Origin of the sequence: Streptomyces sp. NBC_00659, assembly GCF_036226925.1 — a bacterium.
In the GTDB taxonomy this organism is placed as follows: domain Bacteria; phylum Actinomycetota; class Actinomycetes; order Streptomycetales; family Streptomycetaceae; genus Streptomyces.
Map to the genome: position 1 here is coordinate 8,438,765 of NZ_CP109031.1, position 23,657 is coordinate 8,462,421.

Below are 23,657 nucleotides of genomic sequence, written 5' to 3' on the forward strand. Positions count from 1 at the left end.
GTTTCCAGAGAGCGCCCGAGAGCGCGGGCCCGTTCTCGAAGGACTCGCGACAGCGCGAACGGACGAAGGAGGCGACGGTCATGACAAGGCCAGTGGTAGCCGGCCTGGACGGTTCGAAGGAGAGCCTCGCCGCAGCCGACTGGGCGGCCAGGGAAGCCCTTCGCCGCGGACTGCCGCTCCGTCTGGTGCACGCCTGGGAGGGCCTGCCCGACGACGGCACCGCCGCGGACCTGCCCGAGATCCGGGCACCCCAGTACCACGCACGGCGGCTGCTGCGCGGGGCCGTCGACGTACTGCACGAGCGCTATCCGGGGCTGTACATCGCCGCCGACCAGGTACGCAGGCAGCCAGGTCCCGCGCTCCTGGCCGAGGCGGAGAACGCCGAGCTGCTGGTCATCGGAAGCCAGGGGACGAGCGGTGTCGGGGGGTTCCTCTCGGGGTCGGTCGCCATGACCACCGTGGCTCACGCCGACCGGCCCGTCGTCCTCGTACGGGCGGGCGGGACGGCGACGGACGAACACCTCCCCGACGCTCTCGGAAAGGCGTCGACCGACACCCCCTACCGTGACGTGGCGGTCGCCGTCGACGCCGGCGCGCCCTGCGACGCCGTCCTCGACCACGCGTTCCGCGCGGCCGAACTCCGTGCGGCGCCGCTGCGCGCCGCGTACGCCTGGCACGTGCCGCTCACCAGAGGTGTCCCGGGCGTCGAGGAGCGTGCGCGGATCCGGGAGGCGGCGGATCGGGCGCTCGCGGAGCGACTCGAACCCTGGCGTGCGAAGTACCCCGGCGCGGTCGTCCACGCGAACCTCCACGAGGGCCGCGCCGCCCACGTCCTCGTACGCGCGGCGGGCGGGGCCGGACTACTGGTGGTGGGCCGTCGTCGTCGGCGTACCGCGGTCGGCACCCACACCGGTCCGGTGGCCCACGCGTTGCTCCACCACATGCTCCAGCCGGTCGTGTTGGTCCCGCACGACTGACAGCCGCGCCGTTCGGTCGCCGCCCGCCCCCGGTCGCCGCCCCCCGCCCGCCCCGCCCCCGGCCCCGGGACCGTGTTCCGTCGCCGGGCCCGGCGACGAGTGAGGTGACGCCGGACGGCCCTGGCGGCCGGGTCGTCCGTCCCCCTCTCGACCTGCCCCATGCCGATGGCGGCCTGGCTCCCGGGTAATTCGACAACCTGCGCTCTGCCTCTGTGGCCTGAACAACGTCCTGCGTCCGCGCTTCACCCAGGAGGAGGAGAACTGCTTCTCGCCGGCGACCTCTCCGCCCGCCGGAGGCCGCCACCAGGGCTCATACGAGGGCTCACTCGATGTCCAGCACCTCGCCCGCGGGGCGGCGCGGTGTGCCACGGCCTGCCGGGCCGTATCCGATCCTGAGCACCATCTGGATGATTCCCATCGCCGGCTCCGGGTCGCGCGCGGCCCAGCGGAGTTCGGGCCATTCGAGGGCCTGGGAGGTGAGCGAGGTGGCGAGCCCGTCGAGGGTGGCCTGGAGCAGAACGCGTTCCATGGCCTGGCCCCCAGCAGCCAGTCCCCCTGCCGGTCGCCCGTGGTACCCAGTACGGCGAGCTGGGGCGTGTTCTCGAACGCGGCGGCCGCGCGGCCGGGAGGGCTTTCACCGTCGTCGTGCCGAGTTCGCGTACGGACATCGGTCCTGCCTCCCTTCAGGCCGACCGGCCATTCACGGAAGGGCGATTCCCGTCTCTCCACTGTTCCACGGAGGCCCCGGGCGTGCGGTGCCGGGCGCGTGACCGCGGAAGCCGGAGTCTGCGGGCGGGATGCCCCTGATCCGGCACGGTTCGGATCGGCCGATCGGTTCAGGGGCGGCGCCGGTCGGCGCTCTCTGCCCTGCGACGGCGGGGACATCGAGGCCGTCGCCATCACCCCGTTTCGTGAGCAGCAGTGATGGTGCCGCAGTGCGGGGACGGCAGCACCAGGCGGACGGTGAAGGACAGCCCCGGCATGGGGCCCCGTCGCAGCGCGGGCACTGCCGCACACATCGCCGGTTCATCCGGATCGGCCGGCGGCGGCGACCCGGCCGGCTCCCGGTCGGGCGCCCGGCGCCGGGCAGATGCTCGCCGCGCCTGCGACGGCGCCCTGAAGGGCGCCGTCGCAGGATGTGTCCGCCGGTACCGGTGCTTCTCGCCCGTTCCACGGCCACGCGCATCCCTAGTTGAGATCATTCCGATATGGCGACTTGAAGAAGTCTTCATATCGTGGGCACACGTAAGCCCAGGGCTCCGAGCGTCCTAGATTTCCAGCTGCTCCTCGACGCGCTTGAGGTGGTGGCGGGCCATCGCCAGGTTCGAACGCGCCCTGTCGAGCACGAGGTAGAGGAACAGGCCGTTGCCGCTGCGCCCGGCGACCGGTCGAATGAGGTGGTACTGCTTTCCGAGGGTGATCAGGATGTCCTCGATCCGGCTCTTGAGACCCAGCTGCTCCATGGCGCGCACCTTCGCGCGGACGACGTCCGTATTGCCGGCCGCGGCGATCGTCATGTCCAGATCCTTGCCGCCTCCCAGTGTGCCCAGGGCCATGCCGCTGGTGTAGTCGACGACGGCCGCCCCCAGCGCTCCCTCGGCCTCGGTCATCATTTCCTTCAGCGACACTTCCACACTCGCCATAGCGTTTCCCCTTGGTTGTCGGCTGGGTGACAAGACCGGAAATGACCGTCCTGCCACGTGACCGCACCGTAGGTGCGCGCCCGAGCCGCTCGCGGAGTATCTCCGAGGCTGACATCCAGTGACCGGGAGTGATCGCAGGAGCACCGCTTAACGACTGCTCCTGTTGAAATCGAGTACCAGAGGCGTTGCTGTGGAACCGAACCGTCGGCGTCTACCGATCGGCCGCGGTGATACGGCGGCCCGTGAGGGTCGCGGGCCGGATCGACACCCACAACTGGCGCTCACCGCCCGCCCGGGGTGTGGTGTGCGCGTCTTGGGTGAGCCTGCCCGTGGCCTCCGGGTCCGTCACCAGCTCGTGGGTGTCGACGGGTCGCCGTCCTCGTACGAGGCCCTGCGCTGGGCCGTGCGCCACGCGGGCCTGGTCGGTGCCACCGTGGAAGCGGTCGCGGTGTGGGAGCTGCCGGGCCTGTACGGCTGGTCGGGGCCCGCCGTGGACATGGAGGCCGACGAGCAGGAGACCGGACAGCGGATCCGCACCGAGATGGCCGAAGTCCTGGGCCCGGACGCGGCCGAGTCGGTCCGGACCCATGTGGTGCACGGCAATACCGCCGACGTGCTCCTGCGGGCGGCCGAAGGAGCCGAGGTTCTGGTCGTCGGCAGCCGGGGCAGGGGCGGGTTCGCGAGCGCCCTGCCCGGGTCCGTCAGTCAGCACGTGTCCCAGCATGCGACTTGCCCGGTCGTGATCGTTCGTACCGGGAAGGAGTGACCCGAGGCCCGGATCGCTGTCGGACTCCTGCGGCTGAGCACAGCGGGTGTCGGTCCACGCCGCCTTCCAAGAGCCGAGGGGGTCCCGCCGTTGCCGAAGGTGAGTTCGCCGGTGGGGCGAAGGCGACGGTCCAGCAATGTCCGGCGGATACGGCTGACGGCCCAACGGACCCTGGAGACGGCCGGGATGCCCAGCTCATCCGGCTTGTGAAGGTGGCGCCGGAGGCTCTCGCAGGACGCTCCCGGCGAGCGGGCCGAGCAGGTCGCCGAGTCTGCGGAAGACGTCGAGAAACAGGTCGTCGATCGCCAGTACGCCGACCACCCGGTCCGCCTCGAGGACCGCGAGCCGGCGGACCCCCGTGCGGCGGAACGTCCCGTAGGCCACCTGGAGGTCGTCGGCGGCTTCGACCGTGATGACGCGTGGCGACATGACCGCGTCCACCCGGGCCCCGGTGTCCAGGCCTCCACCCAGGCCGCGCAAGGCGAGGTCGCGGTCGGTGACGATGCCGTGCAGCGCGCCGTCCTCGACCACGAGGACCGACCCGACGGCGTACTCGGACATCTGTCTGATGACCTCGGCCAGGGAGACGTGAGGCGCCACGCACACCGGAGGAGCGGTCATCGCCTCCGAGACTTTCACGCAATTCATCCTTCCTGTCCGATGTGTCCGGGTCAATGGACTTCGAGACCTCATGCTTTCACCTGCATTGTTCCGCTGCCGGGCGTGACGGTCCGGGGCCGAATGGTCCAGGATCAGTGGGCCATTGCGCCCCTGGAGGCAGCCGGGTGCAGGCCGGGATCTCCCGGACCTTCACGCCGGTCGGAAACCCCCGGCGGCCACACGGCCACCGGGGGTTTCCGACCGGCACTACAACGAGCGAATGATCAGGCATGCGTTCGTCTCGCGATGGTGTCCCTTGGGCCGGACGAAGGCCGAGGCGATGGAGAAGGGGACACCGGAATCGCGAACCCGCAAAGCAGTTCGAGCGGTGTCAGCCCACCGTCCACTTCTGGTTGGCGCCACCCGTGCAGGTCCAGATCTGCAGGCGGGTGCTGTTGGCCGAGTTGTTGCCCGTGACATCCAGGCATTTGTTCGCCTGCGGGTTCACGATGTCGTGGGCCGCGGTGACCGTCCACTTCTGGTTGGGCCCGCCGGCGCAGTCCCAGAGCTGGACCGTCGAGCCGTCCGCCGTACCGTTGCCGGTGACGTCCAGGCACTTGCCGAGCGCGCGGATCGTGCCGTCCGGGGACACCGTCCACTGCTGGGCGCCCGTCCCGTTGCAGTCGTAGAGCTGTACGGGCGTTCCGTTGGCCGAGTTGGCGGCCGCCACGTCCACGCACTTGCCCGCGAGGCCCTTGATCGGACCGCTGGTGCCGCCCGGGCTGTCGCTCGTGGTCACCTTCACCTCGTCGACGACGAGTTGCTGCGGGAAGGAGGTGGAGCCGTCGGGGTCCCCGGGCCAGTAGCCGCCGACCGCGAGGTTCAGGATCAGGAAGAACGGCTTGTTGAACACCCAGGTGTTGCCGCCCAGATCGGCGGGTGTGCGCCGCTGGTATACGGTCCCGTCCACCGACCAGGTGATCGAGTTCGGCGCCCAGTCGACCGCGAAGGTGTGGAAGGCGTCCGCGAAGGCCTGGCCGTTCGGGAGGGTGTAGCCGGCACCGATGCCTGCGGATCCGGAGTACCCGGGGCCGTGGATCGTGCCGTGCACGGTTGACGGCTCGAAGCCGACGTTCTCCATGACGTCGATCTCACCGGAGTTCGGCCAGCCGACCTGCCCGATGTCGCTGCCGAGCATCCAGAACGCCGGCCACATGCCCTGCCCGCGCGGGATCTTCATCCGGGCCTCGACATGACCGTAGGCCGTGGTGAACTTCCCGGAGGTGTTCATCCGGGCCGACGTGTACTGACATGTGCCGTACCAACACTGGTAGTTGGCCGGATTCTCCTTGCGGGCGGTGATCACCAGATGGCCCTGGCCGTCCAGCGCGGCGTTCTTGTTGCCCGAGGTGTAGTACTGCCGCTCGTGGTTGTTGACGTTGTCGCCGGTCTCCAGCTGCCACTTGGAGGAGTCGACGGCCGAACCGGCCGCCCCGTCGAACGTGTCCTGGAACGTGACCGCCGCGGTGGCCGCCGCCGGGCCCGCGTGCGCGGGGGTGACGACGGCCGAGGCGGAGGCGACGAGCGCGGCGGACAGCGCGGCGAAGAGACATCTGCGGAGCAGGCGTGGGGAGTCCATGACTCTCATTTCCGTACGGTCACCCGGGGGGAGGGTGCGCCGACTGAGGTGGGGGGTCCATGCTTCGCCTCTTGATTTAAGGAGTGAGGTAACGAGGTGTCAATACTCTGGTCCGTACCAGTGGTTGAGGGGATGCCTCAGACGCGAAGTCGTTTCCTGGGGTGCACCGCCCGGCCGAGCCGTCGGCCCAGAAGGAGGTAACCCACCAGCGCCCCGGTCGTGTTGAGGATGACGTCGTCGATGTCGAAGGAGCGTCCGGTGATGAGGGCTCCCTGAACGAGCTCGACCAGGAGCATGACCGCCGCGGTGAGCGCGAGGACGCGCAGGATTCCACGGGTCTTCGGGAACACCACCGGCAGCAGCACTCCGAAGGGCACCCCGAGCAAGAGGTTCCCGCCGATCTGCTTGACGGCGTCGCGCAGCTCCGGCTGGTCGAGATAGGCCCGCAGAGAGCGCCCGGGGTGGAGATTGTCGTGGATCAGTGCCGTGGACGCAGGTGAGGGCTCCAGGGTCAGCCTGGCCAGCGCGACGGCGAACGCCACCATGGCCGCGAAAGCGATCAGCATGGCCAGTAGCCGGAAGGGCAGCGCCAGAGCCCGGGTCTCCGGCGCGGGTGCGGGCGTCGGCCTCTTTCGGCCGAGCAGCCACCGCGACCTCTCCGGCTTCCCCCGCTCGGCCTTCGAGGCCTTTCCGCCCCGCTCCGCCTTGGACGCCGGCTTCCCCCGGTCCGATCCCGACTTCGGCGCCGGTTTCCGCCGGCCGGCCACGGCCTTGGCGGCACGAGCGCGCAACGCGGTGCGGACCATGAGACCCTCCCCTTTTCAACTGCCCTCTGGTGCAGCCCGCTTACCCCCGGCGGGGCCGACAATGCCCGGGATCTCGCCCAGGATCTCGATGCAGGGGGACTTTGCGACAAGTGGGCAGGAGGGTGTCCGGTCGTCGCTACGGGACAGCCCGGGGACCTCATGCGTGACGGACGCCGGGGCGCCGGGTGCGGCTGTGTGCTCGCCCCGGCGCCGACGGCACCGTCCGGACTCAGGCCCCGTAGGTGACCGTCACGTCCGTGAAGCCGAGAGACCGCAGCAGTCCCTCGAGCATGCTGGTGGTGTTCTCCTCGGCCCGCGCGGTGAGGCGGCTGTCCTTCGCGGCCTTGCCGATGTGCTGGGCCGCGAGCCGCTGGACGGCCCGCTCGTCGTTCGGGTTGTCCGAGAAGACGTCACCGAGCCGGTCGAGGAGACCGCGCTGTTTCGAGACGGCGTAGGAGTGGTCGGGGTCGAGGGCGGGTTTGCCCAGTGCCGCGTGCGGCAGACGGAGCGTGGCCGACGTGCGGTCGTCGTTGACCGTCACGTCCTTCTGGTCGATACGCCCGAGATCGACATAGGCGTCGACGGTGCCGGCTCCCACGTACAGCGTGCGGGTGCCTCGGATCGCGTCGGGCAGGTACTTCGCGTCCTTCTCCAGGTCCACGACCACCTGGAAGTTGCCCGACGCCGCGTCGTAACGGCTCATGTCCTGGATGGATTTGAGCAGCGTGGGGCCCGAATTGTCGTGGGTCTCCGTGCCGAACACATCGCGCAGTCCCGGCAGAACGGCCAGCCGCAGCCCGGCGAAGAGCACCACGAGCACCAGCACGAAGGCGGAGACCACCTTCGCCCAGCCGGGCATGCGTTTGATGGACGTCGTCATGTCGACGGTCCTCCTTTCAACTGTCCGGGTACCCCCCAAGCCCCCTGGCAGGCCGCCGGGTTGGCTTGCGGATTCCGCTGCCGTGAGCCCGCGGTGCCGTCCGGCGGAAGGCGGAAGGCGGAACGCGCCCTGCGGTCCTGCTCGCAACCGGCCCGGTGCGGTCCCGCCTGCAACCGGCCCGGCACCCCGCGGTCCCGCCCGCAACCGGAAATCCCCGGTCGTAGGCCCGAAAGACGCCCAGTAGCATGAGGTACGCACTCCGGGCCGATCTTGCGCCCGGCGACGCAACCCGGTTCGATCATGCGAGGAGCGGTCGTGCGTGACATCGCCGTGTTCAGCGGTAGTGCCCATCCAGAGCTCGCTGACGAGCTCTGCGCACACCTCGGTGTGCCCCTCAGCCCGACCCGCGTCAGCCGGTTCGCCAATGACTGCCTGGAGGTCCAGCTCCAGGCCAACTGCCGCGAGCGTGATGTCTTCCTGGTGCAGCCCCTCGTCACGCCGGTGCAGGAACACCTGGTCGAACTGCTGATGATGTGCGACGCCGCGCGCGGTGCCTCCGCCGGGCGCATCACCGTCGTCATGCCGCACTATTCGTACGCGCGTTCGGACAAGAAGGATATGCCCCGGATCTCCCTGGGTGGCCGGCTCGTGGCGGATCTGCTGGTGGCGGCCGGCGCGAGCCGTGTCCTCGCCATGACCCTGCACTCTCCGCAGGTGCACGGTTTCTTCTCGGTGCCGGTCGACCATCTGCACGCCCTGCGTGAGCTGGCGGCGCACTTCCGGACCAACGACCTGTCGCGGACCACGGTGGTCTCGCCCGATCTCGGCAACGCGAAGGAGGCCGCCGCGTTCGCGCGGCTGATCGGCGCCCAGGTGGCCGCCGGCGCCAAGCAGCGGTTCGCCGACGACCGGGTGAGCATCAGTTCCGTCATCGGTGAGATCGCCGAGCGCGATGTCATCGTGCTGGACGACGAGATAGCCAAGGGCAGTACTGTCCTCGAACTCCTGGACAGGCTGCGCGAGTTGGGTCCACGGTCGATCCGCGTCGCCTGTACCCACGGGCTGTTCGCGGCGGGGGCGCTCAAGCGGCTCAGCGAGCAGCCCGACGTGCTGGAGATCGTCTGCACGAACACGGTGCCGATACCGGGCGAGGAGTACACGGAGAAGCTGACCGTCCTGTCCATCGCCCCGGCGCTCGCCGAGGCGGTGCGGCGGATTCACAACGGTGAGTCCGTCAGCGCTCTGTTCGACGCGCCGCAGGACCGTTAGACGCGAGGCTCTCTCGGCGAAATTGTTCGCCGGTCCGCAGAAAAACCGCGGAGTCGTACAAGCGTCATCTGAATTCGATGACGATTCCTCGGAACGTCGGGTGCCCTGAATCCCGGATGCCATACATTCCTGGCGAAGAAATGCGTCATCCGTATGCACCACTGTGCACCCGGGCGGCGAACTGCGGGTGGGCCCCGACGCCTTGGCGTCGGGGCCCACCCGGATCCGTGTGTTGTGCCGCGCATGCCTACCAGCGGTACCAGCGGCCTCGCTTGCCGCCGCTTGCCGCGGGCCGGATCACGAAGCCGAGGACCCATACGATCAGCACGATGACGGCGATCCACCACAGGGCCTTGAGTGCGAAACCGGCACCGAAGAGGATCAGGGCGAGCAGGAGAACGAGAAGTACAGGAACCATGGTTATCAACCTCCGAGCCACCTTGTGCCCTGCCTGATGATCTGCATTCCTGCGGAACTGGGAGGGATTTTTTTACGGAACTCGGAGTGGCGACAATTCTGTGGCTGAGTTCCGAGTTTGAGGGTGTTATCAGGGGGAAGACGGCGACGAATTGCTTCGGCGACAGCCTGACGCCCTCCCCTGGTGATCGCGGGGCCGGGCACGGACGCTCGACTGGCCCACTCAAGGTGCGTCGAACCGGATACGGCCCAGACTTGAACTCATGGCAGAAGAGCGTCGGCCGCGCCCCGGAAAGTCCTCGACGACCACCGCTCGACGCACACCCCCCGTGCGTGGAGCGGAACATGCCGCGCGTGCTGCCTGCCGGGCCCTTGAGGGTCTGATCGGTCATCCCACGGAGGGCGTATCAGCGGTGGGGCGTGAGGACGACGGCTGGTGTGTCGTCGTGGACGTCCTGGAACTGCCGCGGATTCCGGACACGACGAGCCTTCTCGCTTCGTACGAGGTGCGGATCGACCAGGACGGCGAACTCATGGGGTACCGCAGGGTCCGCCGCTATCGGCGGGGGTCCGCCGATGAGTGACCAGTGACTCAGGTTTGCCCGACGACCGGAAGGATCCCCCATGCCCGCGACCACCTACTCCGATGAGGTAGTGGCGTGCCCGCCGCGCGCCGGCACGTTGTACGACGTGCTCGAACTCATCCTGGACCGGGGCATGGTGATCGACGTGTTCGTCCGGGTGTCCCTGGTCGGCATCGAGATCCTCAAGATAGATGCGCGCATCGTGGTGGCGAGTGTCGACACGTACCTGCGCTTCGCGGAGGCGTGCAACCGGCTGGACCTGGAGCGTGACTCCGGCAGTACCACCGTTCCTGAGCTGATCGGCGGTGGCGCCGCCAAGTCCATCGGCAAACGCAAGGTTCGCAAGGCCGCGGAAACCGTGGGGGACACCGTTCGCAAGGCGGTCGGGGGCGGCCGTGACGACGACTCCGACGAGCGCGACGAGGACGAGGAAGAGCGGCAGGAACGACCGAGGAAGCGGCGTGCTCCGGCCCGGAGCGGCAGCAGTCGACGACGACCCGTGGAGGCGTGAGCCGTGACAGGCGATGGTGTGTACGTCTACGCGATCATCCGGGCGGGAGGGCCGCTGCCGGTGGACGCGACGGGTGTGGGCGCCCCGGCTGCCGAACTGCGGGTGATCCGGCAGGGGCGGGTCGCCGCTGTCGTCAGTGAGGCTCCTCCCAAGCTCCGCGCCCGACGGCGCGATCTGCTCGCTCACCAGGATCTGCTGTTGCGCCTGTCGGAGCAGGGGTCGGTGCTGCCGATGCGGTTCGGTGTGGTCGCATCCGACGAGGAAGCGGTGCGTGGCCAGTTGAAGGCCCGCGAGTCGGAGCACATGGCTGCCCTGGAACACCTCTCCGACGGGGTCGAGGTCAACGTCAAGGCGCTCCCGGCCAAGGACGCGCTGGCCGGCCTTCTGACGCAGGACATGAACGTTCGCCGGCTGCGGGACGAAGTGCGCCGACGGCCCGGATACGAAGCGAGCCTGCGACTGGGGGAGGCCGTCTCGGCCGCTCTGGAGGACAGGGCCGCCGAAGCCGGCCGGCGCATTCTGCGCGAACTGACGCCCAGGGCCCGTGCGGTGGCCTCGGGTCCCGAAGTCCAGGGATGCGTGCTCAACGCGTCGTTCCTCGTCGATCGCGGCGACAGTGACGCCTTCCGAAGCGCGGCAGAGCGTTTCGCCCACACACATCGCGACCGGGTGGAGCTGCGGCTCACGGGTCCGCTGCCCTGCTACAGCTTCGTCTCCGCCGAAGGCACTCCCGTCCGAACCGCTGGAGTCTGAGATGGGACTGATCACCGGACTGCTCACCCTCCCCATCGCGCCGGTCCGCGGCGTCGTCTGGGTGGCGGAGAAGCTCAACGACGCCGCCGAGCGGGAGTTGCACGACCCAGGGGTGCTCCGTGCCCAACTGGCCCTGCTGAACCGGGAGCTTGAGGACGGAGACATCGGCCTGGAGGAGTTCGAACGAGAAGAGGAACGGCTGCTCGACCGGCTGCACGCCGCACAGACCTGTTCCACGCCGAGCGATCGAAGGTGACGAGATCATGGATGACAAGGACAAGGTGGCTCTCGCGGCTGCGGTAGTGGGCGGCTATGTGCTGGGCCGCACCAAGAAGGGCCGGATGGCCTTGTCCATTGCGACCTATATCGCGGGCCGGCGCTTCGGCCTTGAGCCTCGCCAGCTTGCCGCCGAAGGGATGCGGCGACTGGGGGAGATCCCGCAGGTCGCCGAGTTGCAGGAGCAGTTGCGGGGGGAAGTGCTGGAGGCGGGCCGCAAGGCGATGACGGCCGCCGCCGACCGGGGCATGAGCACGCTTGCGGGCAGCCTCAGCGAGCGTACGGCCCGGCTCCTGGAGAAGCCGGACGAAGAGGAGGAGTACGAGGAGGAGTACCCGCCGGAGGAGGACGCGGAGTACGAGGAGGACGCATACGAGGAAGAGGAGGAGCCCGAGGGCGAGTACGAAGAGGACCAGCCTGAGGAAGAGGAGGAAGAGGAGGAAGAGGGAGAGCCGGAGGACGAATACGAGGAAGAGGAAGAAGAGGAGGAGGAAGAGGAAGAACCGGAGGAGGAACCGGAAGAAGAGCCGGAGGCGAAGCCGCGGAGGCGCCGCGCTTCACGACCGGATCGGTCCCGCGAGACATCCGAGCCCGCCGCACGCGAGAAGGCCGCACCCGCCGGAGGACAGAAGCCCCGGGCGGCGAAGAAGGCCGCGCCGGCAAAGAAGGCCACTTCCGGCAGGGCGGCGGCGAAGAAGACCACTCCGGCGAAGAAGACCGCAGCGAAGAAGACAGCGGCCAAGAAGACAGCGGCCAAGAAGACCGCTCCGGCGAAGAAGACGGCGGCGAAGAAGACCGCAGCCAAGAAGGCCACAGCGAAGAAGACAGCTCCGGCCAAGAAGTCCGCAGCGAAGAAGACCACAGCCAAGAAGACGGCTCCGGCCAAGAAGTCCGCTGCCTCGAAGACGACGTCATCGAAGCGGGCAGCGTCCAAGCGCGCCGGTCGTGGGAGGTAGGCGGCCATGGCCGAGAAGGAAACGGACGAGTCGGCAGAGGGTACGTCGGGCATGGACAAGCTCCGTGAGGAGTTGTCCAAGTTCGTGTCCGCGCAGGTGGAGAACCTTGCCGAGAAGGCCGGCGACAAACTGACGGACGTCGCCGGGCAGCTCAGTGATTCGGCCGAGAGTGGCTCGCTTCCTGCGATCGGGTCCCGCATCCTCCAGGGCGACTCACCGCTGAAGGCCTTCGTTTCGGAGAAGGCCAAGGGTGTCAAGGACAACGTCGTGGAGAAGGCCAAGAGCGCTTTCGGGGGCGGTAAAGGGAAGCGGAAGGCCAGCGGCGGCAAGGTCATGAACATCATCGAGGTTCTCGATGTCGGAGTGCCGCTCCGGGACACCTACGACTACTGGACGCAGTACGACAAGTTCAGCAGCTTCGCCAAGGGTGTTCGCGACGTCTCCAAGGACGATGAGGGCGGGAGCGACTGGAAGGTCAAAGTCGGCCCTTCATCGCGCAGCTTCAAGGCGACCGTCCAGGAACAGATTCCTGACGACCGCATCGTGTGGACCTCGGAGGGAGCCAAGGGGAGCACCCGCGGCGCGGTCAGCTTCCACGAGCTGGCGCCCACTCTGACCCGCATCGTCCTTGTAGTGGAGTACTACCCCTCGGGCTTCTTCGAGAAGACGGGCAACCTCTGGCGGGCGCAAGGGCGCCGCATGCGACTGGACTTCAAGAACTTCCAGCGATACGTGACCCTCACCAACGAAGAACCCGAAGGCTGGCGCGGCGAAATCCGTGACGGAGAGGTCGTCGTGTCCCACGATGACGCCGTCGAAGAGGAAGAGGCCGAGCAGGAGGAGCGGGAGGGCGAGGAGCCCGAGGACGGTGCCGAGGAAGGCGCCGACTCCGCAGGCGACGGCGAGGGAGAAGAGGGGGCGGAAGGCGCGTACGCGGACGAAGACGAAGAGGGCGCGTACGAGGACGAGGACGGGGCCGACGACGAGGCCGAGGACACATACGAGGACGAGGGCGCGGAAGGCGAAGACGAGGCAGAGGCAGAGCCAGAGGAAGAGCCAGAGGAAGAGGAAGAAGCTCCCAAGAAGAAGGGGAAGAAGCGAGGACAGAGGCGACGCCGTGAGTGACGTGGACGTCCGGCAGGGCTCGTACCCCGTCTCCGGCCCTCAGACCACCAACCTCGCCGACATCCTCGAACGCGTTCTGGACAAGGGCATCGTGATCGCCGGGGACATCAAGATCGATCTTCTCGACATCGAACTGCTCACCATTCGGCTCCGCTTGTTCGTGGCGTCCGTGGACACCGCGAAGAAGGCGGGAATCGACTGGTGGGAAAACGATCCCGCGCTCAGTTCGCGAGCTTCACGCGATGCCTTGCGGGACGAGAACCGCACATTGCGCGAACGGCTGAAGGCGCTCGAATCCGATACGCCGGAGAAGCCGCTCGAATCCGAGAGCGCGGAAAATTAGCCTGAGAGAAGGCCCACGGCAACGCCCCGAGTCGGCGAGGAACGGCGAGGAACGGCGAGGAACAAGGAGAACCGAGGCACATGACGGAGCGCGGGCCCGAGCTTTCGGGCGACACCATCTACGTGTTCGCTGTCTGCCGGAAACCGGACCCCTCGGTCCTGGTCGGGCTGCCGGGTGTCACCGACGAGGCGCCCGTGAGTTCACTGCCTCTGGGGGCGCTGACGGCCATCGTCCAGTCCGTCCGGGCAAGCGACTTCACGGACGAAGTCTGGCAGGCGCGCCTGTCCGACCACCGGGAGCTGGAACGATACGCACGCGCCCACCACGACGTCGTCGCCGCCGTCGCGGCCTGCTGCCCGACGGTCCCCCTGCCGATGGGCACCCTGTACCACGGTGAGGACAGGGTGCGAGAGGCACTCGCCAAAGAGGCGGACCGGTTCGATGCAGCGCTCAAGCGCATTGCACGTCATGCCGAATGGGGTGTGAAGGTCTACGCGCCGCCCTGTCCGCGGGACGACACGGTGCAGACGGCTCCCCGGCGTGTGACGCCGACGGAGCGGTCACGCCCGGCGCCCGGGGCCGGCCTCGCCTACCTGAATCGAAAACGAGGCGCACAGGAGCGCCGCGAGCGGATCCAGGACGAGGCACTGAGGACCGCGGAAGAGGTGGACACCGAAGTCCGGGGCCTCGCCACCGCCTCCCGCACGTTGCGACCGCACGTCCAGCCCGCCGGGGAACGCCGGGTCCAGGTCCTCAACGCGACCTACCTGGTGGCCGAACACCGCGCCGACGAACTGGCCCTGCTGACACAGACGCTGCGGGAACGCACCGGGGCGGAAATCGAGCTGTCCGGGCCATGGGTGCCCTATTCCTTCGTCGGCGAGGTGTAGACCGTGACGCACGACGTGGTGCCCTGGGACGCCCCCGGGCCACTGACCGGCCCTATCGGCGTTCCGCTCGTGGATCTGCTGGACCGCGTCCTGGCGACCGGCGTGGTGATCAGCGGGGATCTGGTCATCGCCATCGCCGACGTCCCCTTGGTGCGGCTGTCCCTCCATGCCCTGCTGTCGTCCGTCAACGAGCGCGTCCCGGCTCCCTGGGCGGACGGCGGCCCCCTGTGAGCGGCTCCCGGCTCGACCTGGACTCCGAGCAGATGGGGCGCGACCTGGTCGCCCTGGTACTCACCGTGGTCGAGCTCCTCAGACAGTTGATGGAGCGCCAGGCGATCCGCCGTGTCGAACAGGGTGACCTCAGTGACGAGCAGGTCGATGAGATCGGGACCACGCTCATGCTCCTCGACCAGCGGATGGCGGAACTCTGCGAGCAGCACGGAGTGCGCCCGGAGGATCTCAATCTCGACCTCGGCCCGCTCGGGAGCCTTCTGCCCAGGAGCTGAAGCGGTTGATCCGACCGGTGGCGGAGGCGTGCTCGGTCTTTTCCGGCACCAGCCCGAATGCCTTGGGGCCCAGGCTCATCCTGGCCCAGGTTCCGAGTCGTCCCCCAGGGCGATGTGCGCCGTGACGCGTTTGCCGGACGGTTCTGCCTGGACCTGGAACTTCCGGGTGACGGCTCTGACGATCTCCAGGCCGTGCTGACCGATTCGGAGGGGGTCGACGTCGAAGACGATCGGCTGGGCGCGGCCGCAGTCGCGCACGGTCACCTCGACCGTGGTCTCCTCGATGCGCAATTCCATGAGGATGGGGCCTGGCGCGTATTTACGGGCATTGGTGACCAGCTCGCTGACCACCAGCTGGGTCAGGTCCATCACACGGGCGGAGACGACGACGTTCTGATCTGCCTGGGCATGGGTGAGGAAGTCCGCCGCGCGATGGCGCGCTGCGGCGATGCAGGAGTTGCCTCCGTTCAAAGGGACAGCGGTGGCTATGGGGGGAGTGCTCGGCGGCCCCGAGTCCTTGCCGGACGAGTCCATGTCTCTTCACCTTCATTCCCTATTGTCCCGACATGTACCCCGGGTGGCATGGAAGATGTTGCTCTCACGCACCTTCTTCACTGTTCGGGCGCCGCCCCGCGTTCCTTCAGGACGAAGCCAGGGAGCGGTCTGCGGATGTCAGGTGTGCTGCGACGGTCCAGGGCGCCGGCCGGCTCCAACCACCGGGCCCGCCGGTGTGGTGCGGGTGCGGACGGTCGGTTCGTGGGTCACGTCTGCGCTTCACCGCTGTGTCGGGGCACGTTGAAGGCCAGGACCGCGGTGTCGTCGTCCACGCCGGTGCCGAAGGTGTCGAGCAGGTCCCGGATCGCGGCCACGGCGTCGCGGGCGGTGGTGGGTGCCAGCTCCTGGGCGAACTCCAGCAGCGCTTCGTCGCCGTAGCGGCCGTCGGCGGCGCCGGCGGAGTGGGCTTCGGTGAGGCCGTCGGTGTACAGGAACAGCGTGTCGCCGGGGTCGAGGCGGATGGAGGTGGTGGCGATGTGGGCGTCGGGCAGGACGCCGACGAGTTGGCCGCCGGGGGTCGGCAGACAGTAGGCGTGGCCGTCGGAGCGCATCAGCAGGGCCGGCGGGTGGCCGCCGCTGGCCAGGGTGACCTGGAAGCCGCCCTCGTCCCCGTCCGGGGTGAGCAGGCCGAAGATGACGGTGCAAAAGCGTGGGTCGTCGCCGTTGTACTCGTGATTCAAGACAGTATTGAGATTGGCGAGCACCGCCGCGGGGTCCGGGTCGTACACGGCGGCGGCCCGCAGTGTGTAGCGCGCCAGAGAGGTGACGGCCGCGGCGGCCGCGCCCTTGCCGCAGACGTCGCCCAGGAAGAATCCCCAGGTGCCGGAGTCCAGGGGGAACAAGTCGTAGAAGTCGCCGCCCACCTCGTCGGCGGAGGCGACATGGTAGTACGCGGCGACGTCCAGTCCGGGCACGTCCACCAGGGTGGGAGGCAGCAGCGTCTTCTGCAGGGTGGCGTTCAGTCGCTTCAGGCGTTCACGTTCCCGGTCCGATTCCTGACGGGCGCGCAAGAGTTCGGACTCGTACGTGCGCCGGTCCCGGGCGTCGAAGACTGTCGTGCGGATCAGCAGCGGCTGTCCGTCACTGCCGCTGCGAATGACAGAGGTCACCAGAACCGGGAGCCGGCCGCCGCCGGCGGTTTCGAGTTCCAGGGCGATGCCGCTGATCTCACCCTGCATACGCAGCAGTGGGCCGACATGGGTTTCGTGGTAGAGCCGGCCTCCGACGGTGAGCAGATCGGCGAAGTCCTTCCGGCCCACCAGATCGCTGTTTTCGTATCCGAGCCAGTTCAGCAGAGTCTGGTTGATTTTCGCGATGCGGCCGTCGAGGGTCGTGGACAGATACCCGCAAGGCGCGTGCTCGTACAAGTCCTCCGCGCTGTCCTCCAGCAACGCGGAGAACGTGGCCTGGTCGGCACCGGGCCGACCGTCCGTTGCAGGACCCTCGCTCTTCCCGCTGGGGTCGGTTCTGCACATCAGCGGTCGGCTCCGGAGAAGGCGGCGATCGCGGCAACTGTCTCCTCCGGGGCGGCGAGCTGCGGACAGTGCCCGGTGGCATTCCGGTCGCACCCGAATCCGTGCGCGAGGACCACGACGGGGCCGCCCGTCCGGCCGGTCACCCTTACACGGTTCCTGCTCCGCACGTCCATGGAGCCATCCTCGCAGACAGTTCCTGGGCCCCGGCCCGGAAGTCCCGGCGGGCCCGTGGACCACCCGCGATCGTGTCAGCGACGTGTGGATCACCACCTGGGGGCACTCCCCGCCGCTGCCCGGCTGACCGGTCCGCCGGGCCCTCAGGACAGGTCCGAGACGGCCTCCGGCCGGTTCAGTGCCTCCTCCAGCGAGGCCGCGGGCGGCAGGATCTTCGAGAGCCCCGTCAGCCAGAACATGCGGAGCGTCAGCGGATGGGCGCAGACCAGGTGCAGCCGGCCGCCCCGGTCGAGGACGCGGCGCCTGGCGCGGTACAGCAGCCGCAGTCCCGAGCAGTCGAAGAACTCGACGCACCGCAGGTCGATCACGACCTGCGGTGCGGGGTCCGAGGTTGCCGCGTCCAGGAGCGGGGTGATCTCCGTCGAGGCGAGCAGGTCGATCTCCCCGTGCAGTTCCAGCACCACATGACCGTGGGCATGGTGGATCCGCAGATGACTGGTGCACGGTGCGAAGTCGCTCGCCACGCGGACATCACCTCCAGCCGGCTGTGGGCCTGCCCCCGATCGCTCGAGAGCGGGCTCACCGGAGGCCGGGGCGACGACTCGTCAAGCGATCACTGGACACGACCAGGGCGCCGGTTCGATGTAAAACCGTTTCCTGCTCTGCAAGTTACCCTCGTTGAGGTGAATTCCAGCATGTTCGATTGACATATGTCTTCGCTGTGCGCGGCGAGTTGGCCGCTGCGCACAGCCACCGCTGTCCCCGGTGGCCGCTGTGCCCGCCCACCGCTGCAGCCGGCCGCCCGGCGGCGCGGTCGCGCTGCCGTCAGTCGACCACCAGGACCAGCTTCCCCGTGGTCCGGCCCGTGTCGCCCAGGGCGTGTGCCTTGGCGGCGTCGGCGAGCGGGAAGGTCTCGGCGACGGTGGCGCGCAGCGAGCCCTTCTCGACGAGATCCGCGACCGCCCTCATGCCCGTCTGGTCGGCGTCGACGAGCATCCGCACCGCCCGGACCCCGAGCCGCTCGGCCTCCTCGTAGAACGTGTCGGATCCGACCGGCAGGATGGAGACGACCACGCCTCCGGGGCGCAGGACACGCAGCGAGCGCAGTCCCGTATCGCCGCCGATGGTGTCCAGGACGACATCGACGTCGCGCACGGCCTCGGAGAAGTCGACGCCGGTGTAGTCGACCGGCTCGTCCACGCCGATGGACCGCAGGAAGTCGTGCTTGCCCGCGCTCGCGGTGCCGATCACGTACGCGCCGAGGGACTTCGCGATCTGGACGGCCACATGGCCGACCCCTCCGGCCGCGGCGTGGATCAGCACCCGCTGGCCGGGCCGCACGACGGCCCGCTCGGTCAGTGCCTGCCAGGCGGTCAGGGAGACCAGCGGGAGGGCCGCGGCCTGCGTGTGGTCGATCACCGACGGCTTACGGGTGAAGGCGCGGGCCGGGCCGGTCACGTACTCGGCGTGCGAGCCGTGGCCGAAGGGGTAGGGCAGCATGCCGAAGACCTCGTCCCCGGGCTGGAAGAGGGCGACGCCGATCCCGGTCGCCTCGACCACGCCGGAGACGTCCCAGCCGAGGACGAAGGGCGGTTCGCCGAGGAACCCGCCGTTCTCGCGGTGCTTCCAGTCGGTCGGGTTGACGCCCGCGGCCCGTACCCGGACCAGGATCTCGTTCGGTCGCGGCGAGGGCCGCTCCAGGGTCACTTCCTCAAGAACCTCGGGACCGCCGAGGACGGTCTGGCTGATGGCTCGCATGGTGTTCACAGTGCTCATGGTGAACCAGCCTGCCCGGGGGCGACGCGGCAGAAAATGGCATGATTGCCAACCTTCGATAAGATCGTGCCATGCAGAAGACGGAGCGAGCGGAACAAGCGGACCGGGCGTGGTGCCGGGAGCGAGGGGAGCCGGGGCGGCGCGTGGAGCGCGTCGTGGTCCTGGCGCTCGACGGGGTCTATCCCTTCGAGCTGGGGATGCCCAGCCGTATCCTCGGCGCGGCGGACGGCCGCTACGAGGTGATGACCTGCACCGTCGACGGAGGTCCGGTCCGTACCGACGCCGACTTCTCCATCACCGTCGAGCACGGTCCTGAGGTCCTGCGGACGGCGGACACGGTGGTGATCGCCGCCGTCACCCCGGCCGCCCTCCCCGTCGGCCGTTCCGACGAGGTCGCCGCCGCCCTCGCGTGCATCCGTCCGGGCACGCGCATCGTCTCCATCTGTACGGGCGCGTTCGTGCTGGCCGCCGCCGGTCTGCTGGACGGTCGCCCGGCGACCACGCACTGGCATGTGGCCGACGAGTTCCGGCGCCTGTTCCCGCGGGTCGACCTGGACCCGGACGTCCTCTTCGTGGACGACGGCGACATCCTCACCTCGGCCGGAGCAGCGTCCGGCATCGACATCTGCCTGCACATCGTCCGCCGCGACCACGGCAGCGAACTGGCCAACAGGGTGGCCCGGCGCTGTGTGGTCCCGCCGCTGCGCGAGGGCGGCCAGGCCCAGTTCATCGAACAGCCCGTCCCGGAACCCTCGACGGCGAGCACCGCCGCCACCCGTGACTGGGCACTGGCCCGCCTCGGCGACCCGCTGACCCTGACCGATCTCGCCGCCCACGCCGGAATGAGCCTGCGCACCTTCGCCCGCCGCTTCAACGACGAGGTGGGTCTCAGCCCCGGCCGCTGGCTCATCCAGCAGCGCCTCTCCCGGGCCCGCCATCTGCTGGAGGCCAGCGATCTGCCGGTGGACCGGATCGCGGGCGAGGTCGGCTTCGCGACGGGCGCCTCGCTGCGCCAGCACCTCCAGGCGACGATCGGCGTCTCGCCCCAGACCTACCGGCGGACCTTCCAGACCGCGCGCTGACCCCGGCGAGACCGTCCGCGCGCGGCCGTGCGCCGTCCCCCGGGCGATCACCCGCAGCGGTCCGCGCCGGCCGACGAACGAACGTCCGCACCCGTGCGTCGTAGGAGCACCGACGACAGGCGGAGGAACAGTGGTGAGGACGCGCAGCGGGATCGTGGCCGCGGTGGTGCTGGTGGGGCTCGCGGCGGCGGGGTGCGGCGGGGGCGGGCACGACGCGCTGGTGGTGACCGGCACGGTCCCCGCCACCCCGTACACCGGGCCGCTGGACCTTCCGTACACGGCGGAGGACGACGGGGACGCGCAGGAGAGTTCGGGCGCGGCGGGCCGGGCGCTGGAGTGCGAGGGCGCGATCCGGGCGGGCGACGCGGGTGACGCGTGGAGCAAGGACGACGGCGGTTCGACCCCCGAGGAGGGGCTGGAGGCGTACTTCGACATCTACCAGCCCGAACTGCCCGATGGGGGCTACCGGGTGGAGCGTACCGAAGGGGATCGCGTCCTGTTCTCCTACGACGTCGCGGGCCGCACCAAGGTCGCCGTCGTCGTCGCCAAGGACCGGCCGCGGCGCCCGGGTTGGGGCCCGGAGACGAGCGCGTCCTGCGACCCTTCCGAGTTCCCGGCGAGCTGGACGAAGGCGCACGGGTACGAGATCTGGACGGACCGGGACGGCTACCGCGTGCCGACCACCGAGGTGTCCAGCACGGCCGGTGCCGAGCACTGCGACTGGCAGAGCGCGCACTTCCTCGACCTGGGCCGGTACGGCCGTCAGTACGCGCGCGATCCGCGCGGGGTCCTCCCGCCCGAGGCCCTCACCGCCGCCTACGACCCGGACGTCCGCATGCCCGCCGACGCGCGTGACACCGGTTACCGCTACGGCGACCGGAGGCTCTGGCTGACGCCGGACCGGTCCACGGCGTACGTCAGGACCTCGCACGGGGTGGAGGCGTGGCCGGCGACGACCTCGCGCTTCGGCTGCCGGTGAGCCGCCGGGCGGTCCGCCGCCCGGCCCGGCGCGTCATCTGCTCGTGTGCAGGGCGACCAGGAGTTGCCAGACCTCGTCCGCGACGGTGTCCGGGGTGCCCTCCAGCAGGCCGTGCAGCCAGTCCCCGAGGACGCCCGCGAAGGTGGCGGCCACCGCGGAGGCGACGAGGGGGGCGTCCGGCGCGCCGGCGAGGGTGCGCTCGGCCAGGCTGCGGGCCCGCAGGTCGCGGTGGAGCACGAGGCCCAGCGGGCCGCCGCCGCCCGGACTGAGCAGCGCGCGGTAGAGGCCGGCGTGCGGGGCGAGTCCGGTGAAGAAGGCCCGCAGCGCGGGGGGCGCGGACACCGGGTCGGGCCGGCCGCGCCAGGCGTGCAGAGCCTCCACGGCCTCCCGTACGACATCGGCGCACGCGTCGACCGCCAGGGCTTCCAGATCGGCGTAGTGCAGATAGAAGGTCGCCCGGCCGACCCCGGCCCGCCGCACCAGCGCGGCGACACCGGTCTCCTCCAGCGGGTGTTCGGCGCACTCCTCCAGCAGCGCCTGCCGCAGCTTCGCGCGGGTCCGGGCGGCGCGCGGGTCGTCGGGCGTCATCCGGCGAGCAGGACGGCGGCCAGGGCGAACGCCCCCGGCAGCGCCTGGGCGAAGAGGATGCGGCGGTTCGCGGTGACCGATCCGTACACACCCGCGACCACGACACAGCACAGGAAGAAGACCTGCGCGTCATGCCCGGTCGGGTCCGCCGCGATCAGCCCCCACACCAGACCCGCGGCCAGGAATCCGTTGTACAGGCCCTGATTCGCGGCGAGCGGTGCGGTCGCCCGTGCCATCGGCGCGTCGAAGCCGTGGAGCCCCCGCCCCGGCTTCTTCTCCCACAGGAACATCTCCAGCACCAGGATGTACGCGTGCAGCGCGGCCACCAGGCCCACCAGCACGCTCGCGGCCGTTTCCATCGTCAGCGGGCTCCGATCCGTCTCGTCACTTCTTGGACAGGTGTCCACTATAGCTGGACGACTGTCCAAGAAGTGACGGCCGTCTGGCGGCTCAGGCGTCCGGCGCCGCGTACACGCGCTCCCCTCCGACGTAGGTGAGCGCGACTCCCGTCTCCTTGAGCGCTTCCGGTGGTCCCGCGAACGGGTCGCGGTCCAGGACGACGAGATCCGCGAGGGCACCCGCCCGTACGCTCCCGGTGTCGTCGAGGTGGTTCACGTACGCCGTTCCCGCGGTGTACGCCGTCAACGCGGCAGTCAGATCGATGCGTTCGGCCGGCAGGAACACCGGCCCCGGCTCGTCCGGGCTCACCCGGTTGACCGCGACATGGATGCCCTGGAGCGGGTCGGGGCTGCTGACCGGCCAGTCGCTGCCCGCCGCCAGCCGCGCGCCGGAGCGCAGCAGCGAACCGAACGGGTACTGCCAGGAAGCCCGTTCGGGCCCGAGGAAGGGAATGGTCAGCTCGTCCATCTGCGGTTCGTGGGCTGCCCACAACGGCTGGATGTTCGCGGTGGCGCCGAGCGCGGCGAAGCGCGGAACGTCATCGGGGTGCACGACCTGGAGATGCGCCAGGTGCGGACGGGTGTCGCTCGGCCCGTTCGCCTTGCGCGCCGCCTCCACGGCGTCCAGGGCATGGCGTACGGCGCCGTCGCCGAGCGCGTGGAAGTGGCACTGGAACCCGAGCGCGTCCAACTCGGACACGTAGTAGGGCAGACGGGCCGGGTCGATGAAGCTCTTGCCCCGATTGGCCGTGGCACAGCCGCACTTGTCGAGGTAGGGGTCGAGCAGCGAGGCGGTGCCGTTCTCGGCGACACCGTCCAGCATCAGTTTGACGCTGGTCGCCCGGAACCTGCCGTGCTTCAAAGCGGCCCGCCGCTCCACGAGTTCGGGGATCTGCTCGGCGCCGCGCGCCCGGTCCCACCACAGGGCGCCGACCACCCGCGCGGTCAGCGAACCGTCACGGGCCGCCGTCAGGTACGCCTCGGACGGATCCTCCATGCCCAGGAAGGTGCCGACGATCGCGTCCTGCCAGGCGGTGATGCCGAGCGCGTGCAGATGCCGCTGGGCGTGCAGCAGCGCGGCGAGCCGGTCGGCAGGGGTGGCCGCGGGGGCGAGCCGGCCCACGGACTGCATGGCCCCTTCCTGAAGCATGCCGGTGGGCTCACCCGACGCGTCCCGCTCGAAGCGTCCGTCGGCGGGGTCGGGCGTGTCCCGGGTGACGCCGGCGAGTTCGAGGGCGCGGCTGTTGACCCAGGCGCCGTGATGGTCCCGGTTCGGCAGATACACCGGCCGGTCGGGTACGACCGCGTCCAGGAGCTCCTTGGTGGGCGTACCGCCCGCGAAGGCCTCCATGGACCAGCCGCCGCCCGTGATCCACTCCCGTTCGGGGTGCGCGTCCGCGTACGCGCGGACGGCGGCGACGGTGTCCTCGGCCGTCTTCGCGCCGGTGAGATCGCACTGGGCGAGTTCCAGGCCCGCCGGGACCGGGTGGACGTGCGCGTCCTGGAACCCGGGCAGCAGCAGCCGCCCGGCCAGGTCGACGACCTCGGTGTCCGGGCCGGCCAGGTCATGGACCTCGGCGTTCCCGACGGCGGTGATGCGTTCGCCGGTGACGGCCACCGCCGTCGCGGTGCGGCCTTCGGGAGTGAACACCGGGCCGCCGGTGAAGAGAAGGTCAGCGTGCATGGTTC

Annotated in this window: 28 protein-coding genes and 2 pseudogenes; 15 read left to right on the forward strand and 15 right to left on the reverse strand. The window is 69.6% G+C overall.

Annotated features, from left to right (window positions below; genetic code table 11):
• Nucleotides 1-80 precede the first annotated feature (80 nt).
• On the forward strand, nucleotides 81-977 hold the full coding sequence (locus tag OG410_RS36780) for a universal stress protein (RefSeq protein WP_329303103.1): 897 nt from the start codon (nucleotides 81-83) through the stop codon (nucleotides 975-977).
• A gap of 322 nt (nucleotides 978-1,299) precedes the next feature.
• Here OG410_RS36780 and OG410_RS36785 read toward each other — a convergent pair.
• A pseudogene (locus OG410_RS36785) lies at nucleotides 1,300-1,616 on the reverse strand (Acg family FMN-binding oxidoreductase); the annotation flags it as partial.
• Nucleotides 1,617-2,245: 629 nt separating this feature from the next.
• Nucleotides 2,246-2,620 carry a hypothetical protein gene (locus tag OG410_RS36790; RefSeq protein ID WP_329303104.1) on the reverse strand — a complete coding sequence of 125 codons (375 nt, stop codon included), beginning with the start codon at nucleotides 2,618-2,620 and terminating at the stop codon, nucleotides 2,246-2,248.
• 313 nt (nucleotides 2,621-2,933) lie between these two features.
• Here OG410_RS36790 and OG410_RS36795 point away from each other — a divergent pair, with 313 nt between their 5' ends.
• Nucleotides 2,934-3,386 carry a universal stress protein gene (locus tag OG410_RS36795; protein ID WP_329303105.1) on the forward strand — a complete coding sequence of 151 codons (453 nt, stop codon included), beginning with the start codon at nucleotides 2,934-2,936 and terminating at the stop codon, nucleotides 3,384-3,386.
• A gap of 195 nt (nucleotides 3,387-3,581) precedes the next feature.
• Here OG410_RS36795 and OG410_RS36800 read toward each other — a convergent pair whose 3' ends face one another.
• The 4 genes from OG410_RS36800 to OG410_RS36815 all read right to left on the reverse strand — a co-directional run bounded on the left by OG410_RS36800 (nucleotide 3,582) and on the right by OG410_RS36815 (nucleotide 7,311).
• Entirely contained in the window at nucleotides 3,582-4,034 is a 453-nt protein-coding gene (locus tag OG410_RS36800; protein ID WP_329303106.1) for a CBS domain-containing protein, read from the reverse strand.
• Nucleotides 4,035-4,377: 343 nt separating this feature from the next.
• On the reverse strand, nucleotides 4,378-5,625 hold the full coding sequence (locus tag OG410_RS36805) for a ricin-type beta-trefoil lectin domain protein (protein ID WP_329303107.1): 1,248 nt from the start codon (nucleotides 5,623-5,625) through the stop codon (nucleotides 4,378-4,380).
• 137 nt (nucleotides 5,626-5,762) lie between these two features.
• Entirely contained in the window at nucleotides 5,763-6,431 is a 669-nt protein-coding gene (locus tag OG410_RS36810; RefSeq protein WP_329303108.1) for a VanZ family protein, read from the reverse strand.
• Nucleotides 6,432-6,660: 229 nt separating this feature from the next.
• On the reverse strand, nucleotides 6,661-7,311 hold the full coding sequence (locus tag OG410_RS36815) for a DUF4230 domain-containing protein (RefSeq protein ID WP_326784001.1): 651 nt from the start codon (nucleotides 7,309-7,311) through the stop codon (nucleotides 6,661-6,663).
• 315 nt (nucleotides 7,312-7,626) lie between these two features.
• Here OG410_RS36815 and OG410_RS36820 point away from each other — a divergent pair, with 315 nt between their 5' ends.
• The gene (locus OG410_RS36820; RefSeq protein WP_329303109.1) at nucleotides 7,627-8,580 is read left to right on the forward strand and encodes a ribose-phosphate diphosphokinase; all 954 of its coding nucleotides are present in this window, start codon (nucleotides 7,627-7,629) and stop codon (nucleotides 8,578-8,580) included.
• Nucleotides 8,581-8,827: 247 nt separating this feature from the next.
• On the opposite strand, the gene OG410_RS36825 is transcribed toward OG410_RS36820, so the two are convergent.
• Nucleotides 8,828-8,998, reverse strand: a complete 171-nt coding sequence (locus OG410_RS36825; protein ID WP_054240969.1) for a hypothetical protein — start codon at nucleotides 8,996-8,998, stop codon at nucleotides 8,828-8,830.
• Nucleotides 8,999-9,260: 262 nt separating this feature from the next.
• On the opposite strand from OG410_RS36825, the gene OG410_RS36830 reads away from it, so the two are divergent.
• The 10 genes from OG410_RS36830 (at nucleotide 9,261) to OG410_RS36875 (ending at nucleotide 14,941) form a co-directional block, all read left to right on the forward strand.
• Nucleotides 9,261-9,581: a gas vesicle protein GvpO gene (locus OG410_RS36830; RefSeq protein WP_329302682.1), complete on the forward strand. Its 321-nt coding sequence runs from the start codon at nucleotides 9,261-9,263 to the stop codon at nucleotides 9,579-9,581.
• Nucleotides 9,582-9,621: 40 nt separating this feature from the next.
• Nucleotides 9,622-10,092 carry a gas vesicle protein GvpJ gene (gvpJ, locus tag OG410_RS36835; RefSeq protein ID WP_329303110.1) on the forward strand — a complete coding sequence of 157 codons (471 nt, stop codon included), beginning with the start codon at nucleotides 9,622-9,624 and terminating at the stop codon, nucleotides 10,090-10,092.
• A gap of 3 nt (nucleotides 10,093-10,095) precedes the next feature.
• Nucleotides 10,096-10,845 (forward strand): GvpL/GvpF family gas vesicle protein, encoded by a 750-nt coding sequence (locus tag OG410_RS36840; RefSeq protein ID WP_329303111.1) that lies wholly within the window; start codon nucleotides 10,096-10,098, stop codon nucleotides 10,843-10,845.
• A gap of 1 nt (nucleotide 10,846) precedes the next feature.
• A complete protein-coding gene (locus tag OG410_RS36845) occupies nucleotides 10,847-11,101 on the forward strand; it encodes a gas vesicle protein GvpG (protein WP_326783996.1) in 255 nt (84 codons plus the stop codon).
• A gap of 7 nt (nucleotides 11,102-11,108) precedes the next feature.
• Complete coding sequence (locus OG410_RS36850) at nucleotides 11,109-12,077, forward strand: histone protein (RefSeq protein WP_329303112.1); 969 nt, start codon at nucleotides 11,109-11,111, stop codon at nucleotides 12,075-12,077.
• A gap of 6 nt (nucleotides 12,078-12,083) precedes the next feature.
• The gene (locus OG410_RS36855; protein WP_329303113.1) at nucleotides 12,084-13,202 is read left to right on the forward strand and encodes an SRPBCC family protein; all 1,119 of its coding nucleotides are present in this window, start codon (nucleotides 12,084-12,086) and stop codon (nucleotides 13,200-13,202) included.
• Nucleotides 13,195-13,545 (forward strand): gas vesicle protein, encoded by a 351-nt coding sequence (locus OG410_RS36860; RefSeq protein ID WP_329303114.1) that lies wholly within the window; start codon nucleotides 13,195-13,197, stop codon nucleotides 13,543-13,545. Before OG410_RS36855 ends, OG410_RS36860 begins: the two co-directional genes overlap by 8 nt.
• Nucleotides 13,546-13,625: 80 nt before the next feature.
• On the forward strand, nucleotides 13,626-14,435 hold the full coding sequence (locus OG410_RS36865; RefSeq protein WP_329303115.1) for a GvpL/GvpF family gas vesicle protein: 810 nt from the start codon (nucleotides 13,626-13,628) through the stop codon (nucleotides 14,433-14,435).
• Nucleotides 14,436-14,438: 3 nt separating this feature from the next.
• Nucleotides 14,439-14,666 (forward strand): gas vesicle protein, encoded by a 228-nt coding sequence (locus OG410_RS36870; protein ID WP_329303116.1) that lies wholly within the window; start codon nucleotides 14,439-14,441, stop codon nucleotides 14,664-14,666.
• Nucleotides 14,663-14,941: a gas vesicle protein K gene (locus tag OG410_RS36875; RefSeq protein ID WP_329303117.1), complete on the forward strand. Its 279-nt coding sequence runs from the start codon at nucleotides 14,663-14,665 to the stop codon at nucleotides 14,939-14,941. Before OG410_RS36870 ends, OG410_RS36875 begins: the two co-directional genes overlap by 4 nt.
• A gap of 75 nt (nucleotides 14,942-15,016) precedes the next feature.
• On the opposite strand, the gene OG410_RS36880 is transcribed toward OG410_RS36875, so the two are convergent.
• The 5 genes and pseudogenes from OG410_RS36880 to OG410_RS36900 all read right to left on the reverse strand — a co-directional run bounded on the left by OG410_RS36880 (nucleotide 15,017) and on the right by OG410_RS36900 (nucleotide 18,921).
• Nucleotides 15,017-15,475 (reverse strand): ATP-binding protein, encoded by a 459-nt coding sequence (locus OG410_RS36880; RefSeq protein ID WP_329303118.1) that lies wholly within the window; start codon nucleotides 15,473-15,475, stop codon nucleotides 15,017-15,019.
• 227 nt (nucleotides 15,476-15,702) lie between these two features.
• Nucleotides 15,703-16,971 (reverse strand): PP2C family protein-serine/threonine phosphatase, encoded by a 1,269-nt coding sequence (locus OG410_RS36885; RefSeq protein ID WP_329303119.1) that lies wholly within the window; start codon nucleotides 16,969-16,971, stop codon nucleotides 15,703-15,705.
• An 80-nt stretch (nucleotides 16,972-17,051) separates the two neighbouring features.
• Nucleotides 17,052-17,144, reverse strand: a pseudogene (locus OG410_RS36890) (alpha/beta fold hydrolase); the annotation flags it as partial.
• Between the two features lie 144 nt (nucleotides 17,145-17,288).
• The gene (locus tag OG410_RS36895; protein WP_329303120.1) at nucleotides 17,289-17,669 is read right to left on the reverse strand and encodes an anti-sigma factor antagonist; all 381 of its coding nucleotides are present in this window, start codon (nucleotides 17,667-17,669) and stop codon (nucleotides 17,289-17,291) included.
• Nucleotides 17,670-17,970: 301 nt separating this feature from the next.
• The gene (locus OG410_RS36900) at nucleotides 17,971-18,921 is read right to left on the reverse strand and encodes an NADP-dependent oxidoreductase (protein ID WP_329303121.1); all 951 of its coding nucleotides are present in this window, start codon (nucleotides 18,919-18,921) and stop codon (nucleotides 17,971-17,973) included.
• 197 nt (nucleotides 18,922-19,118) lie between these two features.
• On the opposite strand from OG410_RS36900, the gene OG410_RS36905 reads away from it, so the two are divergent.
• Both OG410_RS36905 and OG410_RS36910 read left to right on the forward strand, forming a co-directional pair.
• Nucleotides 19,119-20,003 (forward strand): GlxA family transcriptional regulator, encoded by an 885-nt coding sequence (locus OG410_RS36905; protein WP_443063935.1) that lies wholly within the window; start codon nucleotides 19,119-19,121, stop codon nucleotides 20,001-20,003.
• A 133-nt stretch (nucleotides 20,004-20,136) separates the two neighbouring features.
• Nucleotides 20,137-20,982 (forward strand): hypothetical protein, encoded by an 846-nt coding sequence (locus tag OG410_RS36910; protein WP_329303123.1) that lies wholly within the window; start codon nucleotides 20,137-20,139, stop codon nucleotides 20,980-20,982.
• Nucleotides 20,983-21,015: 33 nt separating this feature from the next.
• On the opposite strand, the gene OG410_RS36915 is transcribed toward OG410_RS36910, so the two are convergent.
• The 3 genes from OG410_RS36915 to OG410_RS36925 all read right to left on the reverse strand — a co-directional run bounded on the left by OG410_RS36915 (nucleotide 21,016) and on the right by OG410_RS36925 (nucleotide 23,652).
• Nucleotides 21,016-21,570: a TetR/AcrR family transcriptional regulator gene (locus OG410_RS36915; protein ID WP_329303124.1), complete on the reverse strand. Its 555-nt coding sequence runs from the start codon at nucleotides 21,568-21,570 to the stop codon at nucleotides 21,016-21,018.
• Nucleotides 21,567-21,929, reverse strand: coding sequence for a DUF1304 domain-containing protein (locus OG410_RS36920; RefSeq protein ID WP_329303125.1), 363 nt, complete (start codon nucleotides 21,927-21,929; stop codon nucleotides 21,567-21,569). The genes OG410_RS36915 and OG410_RS36920 overlap by 4 nt, the downstream gene beginning before the upstream one ends.
• A gap of 91 nt (nucleotides 21,930-22,020) precedes the next feature.
• Nucleotides 22,021-23,652 (reverse strand): amidohydrolase, encoded by a 1,632-nt coding sequence (locus tag OG410_RS36925; RefSeq protein WP_329303126.1) that lies wholly within the window; start codon nucleotides 23,650-23,652, stop codon nucleotides 22,021-22,023.
• Nucleotides 23,653-23,657: the final 5 nt, after the last annotated feature.